The organism is Tardiphaga sp. 839_C3_N1_4, assembly GCF_051811045.1.
Classification (GTDB): domain Bacteria; phylum Pseudomonadota; class Alphaproteobacteria; order Rhizobiales; family Xanthobacteraceae; genus Tardiphaga.
Genome location: NZ_JBPWQD010000001.1, coordinates 2,886,374 through 2,899,086, shown reverse-complemented (window position 1 = coordinate 2,899,086; position 12,713 = coordinate 2,886,374). Strand labels below are relative to the sequence as shown.

The window sequence follows — 12,713 nt, the reverse complement described above, 5'->3', positions numbered from 1 at the left end:
GTTGGTGCGTAGGAGACGGAATGATGGCTTCGGCCGATCAAGCGACTGAAGCTTCGAAGCGCAGCGATATTCTCGACCGGGTTGACTACCGTCTTGCCGAAACCGAAGCTGAGAAAGAGGCGATCTATAGCCTGCGCTATAGAGCCTATCTCCATGAGGGGGCCATCGAGCCTCGGGCGGATCGCCGTCTCGCCGACCGTTTCGATGATTTGCCGAATTCATGGACTTTCGGGATATTCGTTGATGGCGAGCTCGCCAGCTCATTGCGCGTCAGCGTAGCGACGCCGGATAATCCGGAAACGCCCGCTGTCGATGCATTCGGAGACTTGCTGCGTCCCGAGCTGGACAAAGGGAAGATCATCGTCGACCCGAACCGCTTCGTGGCCGACCCGAACAACCGCACCAAGTTTCCTGAACTGCCCTATATGACGGTTCGGCTGGGCTATGTCGCCTGCGGCTATTTCAAAGCCGATATCGGGACGGCAACCGTGCGCGCCGAGCATCGCGCGTTCTATCGCAAGGTTTTCCTGCAGACGCCGATGTGCGAGCCGCGGCCTTATCCGACGCTGACCAAGCCGCTATGCCTGATGGCGGCCGACTACGCCGCGGTGCGCGAACGCATTTTTATGCGCTACCCGCATTTCCGCTCCAGTCTCTTCGAGCAGCGGGCTCTGTTCGAGCGCAAGAGCGAACCCCTGGCGCCGGATCTCCATTCATCCGAGTTCCATATCGCTCAGGCCGCGGTGTTGCCCCGCAGCTGAGGGCGAAGGGCGGCGGCGATCCCATCGCCAGCCATTGCTGACTTTCTCAGCAGTCCCTGCAGTGGGATTCTGCCTAAAACCAGCTGCTTTCTCAGAACCTTCACCGTCGCGCCACATTTGCCAACCATTAACCACGTCGTTGCTTTTTCGCGGCCTGTGGCTTTTGATCGGTTTTGGCAACACCTCATCAAGGTTGACGGAACGTTCGCTTAACCAACGCCCTGTAGACCGAATGACAGTTGGGTAAAGCGTGAGCGTGGAGGCTCCGGGAATGAAGCATCAGATGCGTATCCTCCAGGGATTAAAACTGGCTGCAGTGCTGGCCGTGGCGCTGTCGATGGGCGCCTGCGCCAACAAGAATGGTTTGGGTGGCGATGGCGCGATGGCCAATGCTGCCACGCCGGGTAGCCAGCAGGACTTCGTCGTCAATGTCGGCGATCGCGTGTTCTTCGAGAGCGATCAGACCGAACTGTCGCCGCAGGCGATCGCGACCCTGGACAAGCAGGCGCAGTGGCTGCAGCAGTACAACCGCTATTCCTTCACCATCGAAGGTCATGCGGACGAGCGCGGCACCCGCGAATACAACATTGCGCTGGGCGCTCGCCGTGCCCAGTCGGTTCGCACCTTCTTGGCCTCGCGCGGTATCGATGCCAGCCGGATGCGCACCATCTCTTACGGCAAGGAACGTCCGGTCGCGGTGTGTAACGACATCTCGTGCTGGTCGCAGAATCGCCGTGCGGTCACTGTGCTGAACGCCGGCGCGTAAGCGACGTCTGATATCAAACAAAACGGCGTCTGTCCCCGGGCAGGCGCCGTTTTTGTTTGGGGCAGGCGCCTTTGTCGCTGTCGAAAGTCACATTTTTGGCGTAGTGAAATCCTCATCGTGATGCGCGCCGATGGGGCGCGAAACCGGTCATTTTCAGGCTCAAATGTCATCCAGATCTCATTCGCTCGCCGGCGCTGCGTTATTGTCTGTCCTGCTCGTGACGGCATCGCCCGTATCCGCGCAGTTGTTTGGTCAGCCGGCTCCCCGTCAGCAGGGCTACGGCCAGCAATCGGGCGACGACGATGCCGATCAGGGCTTGCAGATCGAGCGGTTGCAGAACCAGCTGCGGCAGCTCACCGGCCAGAATGAAGAACTGCAATTCCGTAACCGCCAGCTCGAAGATCAGCTTCGGCAGCTGCAGGTCGGCGCCGCCCCAGCGGGCGCAGGAGGCCGTCCCAATGTCGCTGCCGCGCCGGTCCAGCAGCCGCCGATGCAGCAGGCTCCCGTGCAACAGCCGGGCTACAACCAGCAACAGCCGCAGATCGCGGCACCCGCACCAATTGCTCAGGATCCCGCGCCGGCTCCTCGCGCTGGCCGACGCAACGATGCGTTCGATCCCAATGCAAACCCCAATGCGCCGGGCGTGCCGCGCGCGCTGGGTGGCGGGCAGCAGCCGATGCCCGCAAACGCGCCGGTCGGTGCACAGGGCGGTCGTGGGGCCGGCGAGCCGCTCCCGCTGGGCAATGCCGCCCCGGGCGGAGCAGCACCAGCACTGACGACCTTACCGCCGGGCGCGACCCCGAAGGACGAGTTCGATCTCGGCATCGGCTATATGCAGCGTCGTGATTACGCGCTGGCCGAAGAGACTATGCGCAACTTCGCTCAGAAATATCCCGGCGATCCAATGATTGCGGATTCGCAGTATTGGCTCGGCGAGAGCTTCTTCCAGCGTCAGAAATATCGCGATGCCGCCGAGATATTCCTGGGCGTGACCACGAAATACGACACCTCCGCCAAGGCGCCTGATGCGTTGCTGCGGCTTGGCCAGTCGCTGGCCGCGCTGAAGGAAAAGGAAGCGGCCTGTGCCGCTTTCGGTGAAGTGACGCGGAAATATCCCCGTGCCTCGGCCGGCGTGAAACAGGGCGTGGATCGCGAGCAAAAACGCGTTAAGTGCTAGGTGATCGATCCGGACAATCAGCCGGGTCGCAACCGGTTCTGACGCGCATGTCCGACGACGACCAGTCGCCGATTTCGGCCCAGATGGCGAAACAGCTATTCGCTGACTGGGCGTCCGCGCCAGCATTGGTCCTTGCCGTGTCCGGCGGTCCTGATTCCGTCGCCCTGATGTGGCTCGCCGCGCGTTGGCGGCGTGCGCTCAAACGCGGCCCCGACCTTATTGCCGTGACCATCGACCATGGTTTACGGCCTGAAGCGGCCCGCGAGGCCCGCGACGTGAAGCGGCTCGCGGCATCTCTCGATATTCCTCACCGCACTCTCCGCTGGACCGGCGCCAAGCCGAAAACCGGGCTGCCTGCCGCGGCCCGCGATGCGCGCTATCTGCTGCTGGCCAAGGCCGCACGCAGCGTCGGTGCATTCCATGTACTGACTGCCCATACCCGCGACGATCAGGCCGAGACCCTGCTGATGCGGATGGCGCGCGGCAGCGGCATCGCCGGCCTCGCGGGCATGGCGCGACTGACCGAGCGCGACGGCATCCAGCTCGCGCGTCCCTTTTTGCACATCGCGAAAGTGCAACTTGTTGCGACGCTGACCAAAGCGAAAATCGGCTTCGTGACCGATCCGAGTAACTCAGATTCGAACTACACCCGTCCGCGGCTGCGGACTCTGATGCCAGCGCTGTCGTCCGAGGGCTTCGATTCGCGAAATCTCGCCCGGCTGGCAACGCGGCTGCGGCGTGCCGATGCCGCGCTGGAACTGATGGTCGACGGGGCAGAGCGGTTTCTGGCGCTGCACAGTCCGGGGAGGGTGCCCGAAGCCATCGATGCAGGAGCATTTGCGGGGCTGGCGGAGGAAATTCGCGTTCGGTTGTTGCTGCGGATGATCGATCAGGTCGGGCACGAAGGGCCGGCCGAGCTCGGCAAGGTCGAAACGCTCGTATTCGCCATGTTTCAGGCCGCGCGATCGGGCGGAAAAGGTATTCTGCTGAAGCAGACGCTCGCCGGTGCCATGATCACGCTGACTCAGGACCGCCTGAGAATCGTTCCTGCGCCGCCGAGGCGTCGCCGCGCCCATTGAGTGCAAAGACCTACCTGTGGCCCCACAGTACCTTAACCACCGTGGGAAAACCCTGTCAGCACTGCCATTATTTGAACCGGAAATGCGCGTAGATGCGTTAAATAGTCCATCCCAGTTCCCTTGGCAGCGCCCTCGGTCGCACCTAGATTGTATCCGACCGACCCAGGGTGAACCCTTGTGGCGACCCACAAGGGAATAAGGCCGCGATTTCGCGCGGCGACGAAGGAAGATCGATGAACGCGAACCTGCGCAATTTTGCCCTCTGGGTCATTATCGTTTTGTTGCTGCTGGCGCTGTTCACGCTTTTCCAGAATCCTGGTCAGCGCACCGCCTCGCAGGACATTTCGTTCTCGCAGCTCCTCACCGAAGTTGATCAAAATCACGTCCGCGATGTCGTAATCCAGGGTCCCGAGATTCACGGCACCTTCACCAACGGCTCCAGCTTCCAGACCTATGCGCCGAGCGACCCGACCCTGATCAAGCGTCTGTATGACGCCAAGGTCTCGATCACCGCCAAGGCTCCGGGCGACAACGTGCCGTGGTTCGTGTCGCTGCTCGTGTCATGGCTGCCGTTCATCGCGCTGATCGGCGTGTGGATCTTCCTGTCGCGCCAGATGCAGGGCGGCGCCGGCAAGGCGATGGGCTTCGGCAAGTCGCGCGCCAAGATGCTGACGGAGGCCCACGGCCGCGTCACCTTCGAGGACGTCGCCGGCGTCGACGAAGCCAAGCAGGACCTGCAGGAGATCGTCGAATTCCTGCGCGACCCCGGCAAATATCAGCGCCTCGGCGGACGTATCCCGCGCGGCGTGCTGCTGGTTGGCCCCCCCGGCACCGGTAAGACGCTGATCGCGCGTGCGGTCGCGGGCGAAGCCAATGTGCCGTTCTTCACCATTTCGGGTTCGGACTTCGTCGAAATGTTCGTCGGCGTCGGCGCATCCCGGGTGCGTGACATGTTCGAGCAGGCCAAGAAGAATGCGCCCTGCATCATCTTCATCGACGAAATCGACGCCGTCGGTCGTCATCGTGGCGCCGGTCTCGGCGGCGGCAATGACGAGCGCGAACAGACCCTCAACCAGTTGTTGGTCGAGATGGACGGCTTCGAAGCCAATGAGGGCGTGATCCTGATCGCCGCCACCAACCGTCCTGACGTGCTGGATCCCGCGCTGCTGCGTCCCGGCCGTTTCGACCGTCAGGTCGTGGTACCGAATCCGGACGTCGTCGGCCGCGAGCAGATCCTCAAGGTCCATGTCCGCAAGGTGCCGCTGGCGCCGGATATCAACCTCAAAACCATCGCTCGCGGCACGCCCGGTTTCTCCGGCGCGGACCTGATGAACCTCGTCAACGAAGCCGCCCTGACTGCCGCGCGCCGTAACAAGCGTATGGTGACGCAGAGCGAGTTCGAAGAGGCCAAGGACAAGGTGATGATGGGCGCCGAGCGCAAGTCGCTGGTGATGTCCGAGGAAGAGAAGATGTTGACGGCCTATCACGAAGGCGGTCACGCCATCGTCGGCCTCAACGTCATCGCCACCGACCCGATCCACAAGGCGACTATCATTCCGCGCGGCCGTGCGCTCGGCATGGTCATGCAGCTGCCGGAACGCGACAAGATGTCGATGTCCCTGGAGCAGATGACCTCACGCCTCGCCATCATGATGGGCGGCCGCGTTGCTGAAGAATTGATCTTCGGCCGCAACAAGGTCACCTCGGGTGCGTCCTCCGACATCGAGCAGGCCACGCGCTTGGCTCGCATGATGGTGACGCGCTGGGGCCTGTCGGAAGAACTCGGTACGGTGTCGTATGGCGAGAACAACGACGAAGTCTTCCTCGGCATGCAGATGAACCGCACCCAGGCGGTCTCGGAATCCACGGCGCAGAAGATCGACTCCGAAGTGAAGCGTCTGGTCGCCGAAGGCTATGACGAAGCGACCAAGATCCTCACCGAGAAGCGCGATGACCTCGAAACGCTGGCCAAGGGCTTGCTCGAATTCGAAACCCTCTCGGGCGACGAGATCACGGATTTGCTGAATGGCAAGAAGCCGAACCGCGAGTCGGTGCTGGAGCCGTCGGGCCCGCGCACCTCGGCTGTGCCGCCCGCTGGCAAGCCGCGCCCGCGTCCGGACGGTGGCCTGGAGCCGCAGCCGCAGGCGTAAAGTCGTTCACACGCAAATATGCAAAACGCGGCCGAAAGGCCGCGTTTTTTGTTATCTGTAGCTCAAATGGAGCGAGGCCCGATCTGGGGACCACGTCCCACTTAAACCTTCCTCAAACTTCCCTCGGCACTGTCGCCCGGCGCCCTTGATGCGCATTGGGGACCCTATGCCAGCGCCGCTCACGATGACTTCGACACCCGAGCGTGGCCCAATTCCGCCGGCGCTGTTGGTCGTCTGCATCATCCTGGCGATGTTGCATCTCGCCTTCTTCCCGACCTTCTACGGTCGCGGCTGGATCTATGAAGACGGCCTCGGCTCGCCCACCGATTTCGTCAATGTGTGGTCTGCCGGGCGATTGGTGCTCGATGGTCATCCGGCCTGGGCCTATGACTGGGACATCCAGAAAAAGGTCCAGATCGCTGTTCTCGGTCAGAGCTATCCCGGAAATTTCGCCTGGCACTATCCGCCGCCGTTCCTGTTCATCGCGGCACTGCTCGCAAAGCTGCCTTATGCCGTGGCCTTTGCCGGCTGGGCTGCAGTCAGCTTCGTGCCGTATCTGGCGGCGATGCGTGCGATCGTCGGTCGTCCCTTTGGCCTTTTATTGGCTGCGGCTTTTCCGGTGGTGATGACCAACGGCCTTGTCGGGCAGAACGGATTTCTGACAGCGGCGCTGATCGGCGGCATGCTGGTGCTGCTGCCGACGCGGCCGATCCTGTCGGGGATCTGTCTGGGCCTGCTCAGCTACAAGCCGCAATACGGATTTCTGTTTCCGCTGATGCTGATCGCGGTGTCACAATGGAAGGCGTTCGTCAGCGCAGGCATCACCACCGCGCTGCTGGCCGCGGTGTCGTGGCTCGCTTTCGGCACCGAGAGTTGGCAGGCCTTTATTCACTGGATGCCGATGTTCTCGCAGGCCTTCCTTACCGAAGGCCGCGCGCCATGGGGCAAGATGCAGAGCATCTTCGCACTGGTGCGCTATTTCGACGGTAGCGAGCCGCTGGCCTGGACGTTTCAGTGGATCATGATTGGTGCTGTCGTAGCGGCGCTGGTGCCGGTGTGGCGCAGCAGCGTGCGCTACGAGCTGAAAGCCGCTGCGCTGGCAGTCGGCGCCTTGCTCACGACGCCCTACCTTTTCCTGTACGACGTGATGGTGCTTGCGATTGCCATCGGCTTCATCGCCCGTATAGGTCTCGCGGAAGGCTTTCGCCGTCACGAACTGCCGGTGCTCGGTCTCGCTGCTGCGCTGCTGATCGCCTATCCATTTCTCGGCGCGCCAACTGGCTTCGGCGCAACGCTGCTGGTGGCAGCGTTGATCGCCATGCGTGTGCGGGAGGCTATTCGCTCCACGCCGAGTTCAGAATGATGCTGCAGAAATTCGCGCGCTTGTAAGTGGGGTCGCGGAGGTCGAGCACGTCGGCCTTGACGTTGCCGAAGGTGGTCTCGGGCTTGTGGATCGTCCCTGCAGCGAATGCATCGATGATGCCGTTCTTGAAGTCATGGCCGCGCGGATGGCAGGCACACACTTCGTGGCGCTGATGATCGGTGAAGGCGTCGTACTCAAGACCCAGCACATCCATCTCGACACCCGCTGTCACGAGCGCCACCACGGGCCGCTTGTGCTTGGGAATGCCCGGTGTCGTGTGAAGCGCGATGGCGTCCCAGACATCGTCGATGTCGCGCTCATCAATCCTGTGGTTGCGTAGAAAGTCCGCGGCAGCATTCGCGCCATCGACCTCGAAGCGTTCCTCCTTGCTCGCATAAGGCGCCTGCAGGCCCATGTCGTGAAACATCGCGCCGACATAAAGTAACTCGGAATCGACCTTGAGACCCTTGCGCTGCCCGGCGAGCGCGCCGAACAGGAAAACCCGATTGGAGTGATGATACAGAAGATCGCTTTCGGTATCGCGCACCAGTTGATCGACTTGGCGGGCGAGGGCGCTGTCTGGCACTTTGATGCCGGCTATGGTCTTGCTCATGGGATGCTCCTTGCAATCTGGATTGTCATCCACCCTTGTCGCCCCGGCGCGTTGTATCCTCAATCGCCCGGCCACCTTCGAGACTGCCATTCACCCGTGATTTCCTGCCGCAAGACGACTATCTGTTCAGAATGACCTGGGCCTGTCCTCGCCATTGGAATGAAGCCTCACCATGAAGAGCGTTGCCCTCGCGATATTCCCCGGCGTCCAGTCGCTGGATGTGGCCGGTCCGCTCGATGTGTTCATGGAGGCCAATGGCTTCGTCGCGCCGGGCGACGGCTACGACATCACACTTGTCGCTGCAGACTGCGCGCCGCTGCGTGCATCGAACGGCCTGAGGATGTCCGCTGATCTGACGTTCAGTGACGCGGACAAACCCTGGGATCTGGTTCTGATGGCCGGCGGGCCGGGGCTGCCGACGGCTGAAGCCGATCCGCAGCTTACACAGTGGCTGGCCAATGCGGCGCTCCATGCGGAGCGTTATGGTTCGGTGTGCACCGGGGCATTCGCGCTCGGCCATGCAGGCTTGCTCGACGACAAGACGGTGACGACACACTGGCAGAATGCGCCGCTATTGGCGCTGCGTTTCCCCAAAGCGCATGTGGAGTTCGACCGCATCTATAGTCGTGACGGCGCCCTGGTGACGTCGGCCGGCGTCACCGCAGGCATCGATCTGGGTCTTGCTCTGGTCCAGGAAGATCATGGCGCGGAGGTCGCGCTGGCCGTGGCCAAGCGTCTTGTCGTTGTCGCGCAGCGCCAGGGTGGTCAGTCGCAATTCAGTCCCTATCTGGTGCCGCCGGCCGAGTCGGGCTCGCCGATCGCGCGAGTTCATGCCCATGTGATGGCCCATCTGCGCGATGCGCACAGCGTGGACGAACTGGCCGATGTGGCGGGCATGAGCGCGCGGACTTTCGCGCGGACATTCAAGCAGGAAACAAGGATGACTCCGGCGGATTTTGTCGAAGGCGCTAGGATCGACACGGCGCGTAACCGCCTCGAAGGCAGCGATCTGCCGCTGAAAGTCGTGGCTTATGAATCCGGTTTCACCACCGCCGAACATATGCGTCAGGTGTTCGTACGACGGCTCGGCCTGACGCCCAGCCAGTATCGGGCCAGCTTTCGCGCGGTCTGATTCTGCTCAGGCGAGTTGCAGCGAAGAAATCGGATCGCTGGCGGGGAAGCTGTCCATCAGCGCCTCGTTCAGCATCTCGTCGAGCCGGCGCCGGGCGGTCTGCTCCGTCGTCTCGAACGCCGCGAGTGCGCCCGGATGCTCGACGAAAGCGTTGAGTTTGATCCTCTCAGTGGTCGTTACCAGGTTGCGCATCGCATCCTCCATCGGTTGATGACGGTGTTTTGCGCCTCACGGTCCTTTCGGACAACGAATCGCATCGTTCAGAAACGGCCAACGACCCCGCGGTTTCCGCCACGCAAGCGGTTGTCCACTGAACCAACAGCCCTACCGAATTTGTTGCGTTCGGCGCCAATGCTCGCTTGACACTTCACCGCGGGTAACACCAAATGTAGACGTCACGGTCCGCCCTGTCGCAAGACTTGGTGGCTAAGAGGGAAGCCGGTAAAGACGTTGTTTTGCGTCATATTCCGGCGCTGCCCCCGCAACTGTAAGCAGTGAGTCTGTTTCGATCGAAGTCACTGATGCGCAAGCGTCGGGAAGGCTGAAACAGACATTGACCTGCGAGCCAGGAGACCTGCCGCGACACCAGAACGTCCATGGGCGGGGTGTCCCAGCGGTCGCTTGCAGGCAATGCCGGCGGATCTCCGCCGTGTATTTTGCAGCGTCCTTTCGGCCCCAGCCCCCATTGCTTGATGCATCACACGGGGTCTTGCCGATGCCTACTTCATCTTCTGTTTTGTCCAACGGACGCGATGCGGCTCATGCGCCGCTGATTCAACTGTCGCCGGAAACGCTCGCTGCGCCTGCGCGCGAACCCTCAATGCAGATCATCCGGCGCAACGGCACCGTATCTCCCTTCGACGGCAGCAAGATTTCCGTGGCCATGACCAAGGCTTTCCTTGCGGTCGAGGGCCACACGGCAGCGGCGTCGCGCCGCGTCCATGAGGCGGTGGAACAACTGACCGGCGAAGTCGTGGCGGCGCTGACGCGCCGCGTCAGTGAAGGCCGCACCTTCCATATCGAGGACGTCCAGGATCAGGTGGAACTGGCGCTGATGCGCAGCGAGCACCACAAGGTGGCCCGCGCCTATGTGCTGTATCGCGAAGAACGCGCGCGGACCCGCGCCGAGGAACTGGCCGCCAAGCCGGCGCTCGTCTCCACCGCACCGGTGCTGCATGTCACGCTCGCCAACGGCACCCGTGCGCCGCTCGATTCGGCGCGTCTGGCGCTGATCGTCAACGAGGCCTGCGCCGGTCTCGACGGAGTCGATGCCGCCCCGGTGCTCGAGGAAACCCGCCGCAATCTCTATGACGGCATCACGCTGGATGAACTGGCACTGGCCGGCATCATGGCCGCGCGCACGCTGGTGGAGCAGGAGCCGAACTACACCTTTGTCAGCGCCCGCCTGCTCCTCGACAAGCTGCGCACCGAAGTTCTGTCCTTCGTTCACGGCAGCCCGACCCACGCGTCACAGGCCGATATGACGACGCGTTACGCCGAATATTTCAGCGCCTATATCAAGACCGGCATTGCGGCGGAGCTGCTCGATCCCGAACTCGCGCGCTTCGATCTCAAGCGAATCGCTGCCGCGCTGAAGCCGGAAGGGGACCTTCAGTTCCAGTTCCTGGGCCTGCAGACGCTCTATGACCGCTACTTCCTGCATGTGCAGGGCAATCGCATCGAACTGCCCCAGGCCTTCTTCATGCGCGTAGCCATGGGCCTCGCGCTACGCGAGATCGACCGCGAAGCCCGCGCCATCGAATTCTACAATCTGCTGTCGTCGTTCGACTTCATGGCCTCGACGCCGACGCTGTTCAATTCGGGCACGCTGCGTCCGCAGCTGTCGTCCTGCTTCCTCACGACCGTAGCCGACGATCTCGACGGCATCTTCAAGTCGGTGAAGGACAATGCGCTGCTGGCCAAATATTCCGGCGGCCTCGGCAATGACTGGACCCGCGTCCGCGGCCTCGGCGCCCACATCAAGGGTACCAATGGCGAGAGCCAGGGCGTGGTGCCATTCCTGAAAGTCGCCAATGACACGGCGATTGCCGTCAATCAGGGCGGCAAGCGCAAGGGCGCCGTCTGCGCCTATCTCGAAACCTGGCATGTGGACATCGAGGAATTCCTCGATCTGCGCAAGAACACCGGCGACGACCGCCGCCGCACCCATGACATGAACACCGCCAACTGGGTGCCCGACCTGTTCATGCAGCGCGTCGAGCAGGACGGCGACTGGACGCTGTTCTCGCCGGACGAAACGCCGGACCTGCACGATCTCTATGGCAAGCCGTTTGCCGAGCGTTACGCCGCCTATGAGGCCAAGGCGGCGCGCGGCGAGATGCGCGTCTACAAGACCGTGCGCGCCACCGATCTGTGGCGCCGCATGCTCACCATGGTGTTCGAGACCGGCCATCCCTGGATCACCTTCAAGGATCCCTGCAACCTGCGTTCGCCGCAGCAGCATGCCGGCGTCATCCACTCGTCGAATCTCTGCACCGAGATCACGCTGAACACGTCGGATGACGAAGTCGCCGTCTGCAATCTCGGCTCGGTCAATCTGCTGCATCACGTGACCGAGCAGGGCATCGATCACGCCCGCCTGCAGCGCACGGTGACGACAGCGATGCGCATGCTCGACAATGTCATCGACATCAATTTCTACACCATCCCGGAAGCGCGCCGCTCGAACCTCAAGCATCGTCCGGTCGGTCTCGGCCTGATGGGCCATCAGGATGCCCTGCATACGCTGGGTCTCGCGATGGCGTCGGATGCTGCCGTCGCATTCGCCGACACCAGCATGGAGGCGATCGCCTATCACGCCATCTCGGCCTCGGTGGATCTCGCCGCCGAACGCGGTCGCTATCCGTCCTTCGACGGTTCACTCTGGAGCCGCGGCATCCTGCCGATCGATTCCATCGACCTGGTGGCCGATGCCCGCGGTGGCCTTGAGATGGATCGTTCCGCGACGCTCGACTGGACCACATTGCGCGAGCGCGTGAAGACCACCGGCATGCGCAATTCCAACGTGATGGCGATCGCGCCGACGGCCACGATCTCCAACATCTGCGGCGTCGCGCAGTCAATCGAGCCGGCCTATCAGAACCTCTATGTGAAATCGAACATGTCGGGCGATTTCACCGTCGTGAACGCGTTTTTGGTGCGTGATCTCAAGAAGCGCGGGCTGTGGGACGAGGTGATGGTCTCGGATCTGAAATATTTCGACGGCAGCGTCGGATCCATCGACCGCGTGCCGAGCGATCTCAAGGCGCTTTATGCGACCTCGTTCGAGATCGACAGCGCATGGCTGATCGAGGCGGCCTCGCGCCGGCAGAAGTGGATCGATCAGGCGCAGTCGCTCAATCTCTACATCGCCAATCCATCGGGCAAGAAGCTGGATCAGCTCTATCGCCTGGCTTGGGCGCGCGGTCTGAAGACGACCTACTACCTGCGCTCGCGCAGCGCGACCCATGTGGAGAAGTCGACGCTCAAGGGCACCGACGGCAAGCTCAATGCGGTCTCCGCTGGTGTGTCGGCAGCGCCGGTGAAAGCGAGCGCGACGCCGATCCTGGTGAAGTCGTCGGATCTCACGGCGCCCGAGCTCAATGTCGCGATGGCGTGCTCGATCGACAATCCCGAATGCGAGGCGTGCCAGTAAGGCGCGCCCTCCATCCA

General features: G+C 62.4%; 10 protein-coding genes and 1 riboswitch. Of the genes, 8 read left to right on the top strand and 2 right to left on the bottom strand.

The genetic code is table 11. From position 1 onward, the window contains the following. The first annotated feature begins 23 nt into the window (after positions 1 to 23). From AB8A38_RS13915 to AB8A38_RS13890, 6 genes are all read left to right on the top strand, one after another. Positions 24 to 761 (top strand): N-acyl amino acid synthase FeeM domain-containing protein, encoded by a 738-nt coding sequence (locus AB8A38_RS13915; RefSeq protein WP_315844338.1) that lies wholly within the window; start codon positions 24 to 26, stop codon positions 759 to 761. Between the two features lie 271 nt (positions 762 to 1,032). Beyond that, a complete protein-coding gene (pal, locus tag AB8A38_RS13910; protein ID WP_175366426.1) occupies positions 1,033 to 1,527 on the top strand; it encodes a peptidoglycan-associated lipoprotein Pal in 495 nt (164 codons plus the stop codon). A 163-nt stretch (positions 1,528 to 1,690) separates the two neighbouring features. Next, the gene (ybgF, locus tag AB8A38_RS13905) at positions 1,691 to 2,704 is read left to right on the top strand and encodes a tol-pal system protein YbgF (protein WP_315840750.1); all 1,014 of its coding nucleotides are present in this window, start codon (positions 1,691 to 1,693) and stop codon (positions 2,702 to 2,704) included. Between the two features lie 47 nt (positions 2,705 to 2,751). Continuing rightward, complete coding sequence (gene tilS / locus AB8A38_RS13900) at positions 2,752 to 3,783, top strand: tRNA lysidine(34) synthetase TilS (RefSeq protein WP_439086335.1); 1,032 nt, start codon at positions 2,752 to 2,754, stop codon at positions 3,781 to 3,783. A 233-nt stretch (positions 3,784 to 4,016) separates the two neighbouring features. Beyond that, positions 4,017 to 5,933, top strand: a complete 1,917-nt coding sequence (gene ftsH, locus AB8A38_RS13895; protein WP_089261969.1) for an ATP-dependent zinc metalloprotease FtsH — start codon at positions 4,017 to 4,019, stop codon at positions 5,931 to 5,933. A gap of 166 nt (positions 5,934 to 6,099) precedes the next feature. Next, a complete protein-coding gene (locus tag AB8A38_RS13890) occupies positions 6,100 to 7,296 on the top strand; it encodes a glycosyltransferase family 87 protein (protein WP_439086334.1) in 1,197 nt (398 codons plus the stop codon). Here the strand turns inward: AB8A38_RS13890 and AB8A38_RS13885 are convergent. Then, positions 7,268 to 7,909, bottom strand: a complete 642-nt coding sequence (locus AB8A38_RS13885) for an HD domain-containing protein (protein ID WP_439086333.1) — start codon at positions 7,907 to 7,909, stop codon at positions 7,268 to 7,270. The two genes, AB8A38_RS13890 and AB8A38_RS13885, sit on opposite strands and share 29 nt — an antisense overlap. Before the next feature lie 172 nt (positions 7,910 to 8,081). On the opposite strand from AB8A38_RS13885, the gene AB8A38_RS13880 reads away from it, so the two are divergent. Beyond that, the gene (locus AB8A38_RS13880; RefSeq protein ID WP_439086332.1) at positions 8,082 to 9,041 is read left to right on the top strand and encodes a GlxA family transcriptional regulator; all 960 of its coding nucleotides are present in this window, start codon (positions 8,082 to 8,084) and stop codon (positions 9,039 to 9,041) included. Positions 9,042 to 9,047: 6 nt separating this feature from the next. Here the strand turns inward: AB8A38_RS13880 and AB8A38_RS13875 are convergent, their stop codons facing one another. Beyond that, entirely contained in the window at positions 9,048 to 9,233 is a 186-nt protein-coding gene (locus AB8A38_RS13875) for a hypothetical protein (protein WP_315840755.1), read from the bottom strand. A 189-nt stretch (positions 9,234 to 9,422) separates the two neighbouring features. After that, positions 9,423 to 9,637, top strand: a riboswitch (cobalamin riboswitch). A gap of 119 nt (positions 9,638 to 9,756) precedes the next feature. On the opposite strand from AB8A38_RS13875, the gene AB8A38_RS13870 reads away from it, so the two are divergent. Then, positions 9,757 to 12,696, top strand: a complete 2,940-nt coding sequence (locus tag AB8A38_RS13870; RefSeq protein ID WP_439086331.1) for a ribonucleoside-diphosphate reductase subunit alpha — start codon at positions 9,757 to 9,759, stop codon at positions 12,694 to 12,696. Positions 12,697 to 12,713: the final 17 nt, after the last annotated feature.

What these genes read in the sequence shown, in the direction of transcription:
- AB8A38_RS13915 (WP_315844338.1), top strand. Translation starts at nt 24, where the DNA reads ATGGCTTCGGCCGATCAAGCGACTGAAGCTTCGAAGCGCAGCGATATT.
- pal (WP_175366426.1), top strand. Translation starts at nt 1,033, where the DNA reads ATGAAGCATCAGATGCGTATCCTCCAGGGATTAAAACTGGCTGCAGTG.
- AB8A38_RS13875 (WP_315840755.1), bottom strand. Translation starts at nt 9,233, where the DNA reads ATGCGCAACCTGGTAACGACCACTGAGAGGATCAAACTCAACGCTTTC.
- AB8A38_RS13870 (WP_439086331.1), top strand. Translation starts at nt 9,757, where the DNA reads ATGCCTACTTCATCTTCTGTTTTGTCCAACGGACGCGATGCGGCTCAT.
- ftsH (WP_089261969.1), top strand. Translation starts at nt 4,017, where the DNA reads ATGAACGCGAACCTGCGCAATTTTGCCCTCTGGGTCATTATCGTTTTG.
- AB8A38_RS13885 (WP_439086333.1), bottom strand. Translation starts at nt 7,909, where the DNA reads ATGAGCAAGACCATAGCCGGCATCAAAGTGCCAGACAGCGCCCTCGCC.
- AB8A38_RS13880 (WP_439086332.1), top strand. Translation starts at nt 8,082, where the DNA reads ATGAAGAGCGTTGCCCTCGCGATATTCCCCGGCGTCCAGTCGCTGGAT.
- AB8A38_RS13890 (WP_439086334.1), top strand. Translation starts at nt 6,100, where the DNA reads ATGCCAGCGCCGCTCACGATGACTTCGACACCCGAGCGTGGCCCAATT.
- ybgF (WP_315840750.1), top strand. Translation starts at nt 1,691, where the DNA reads ATGTCATCCAGATCTCATTCGCTCGCCGGCGCTGCGTTATTGTCTGTC.
- tilS (WP_439086335.1), top strand. Translation starts at nt 2,752, where the DNA reads ATGTCCGACGACGACCAGTCGCCGATTTCGGCCCAGATGGCGAAACAG.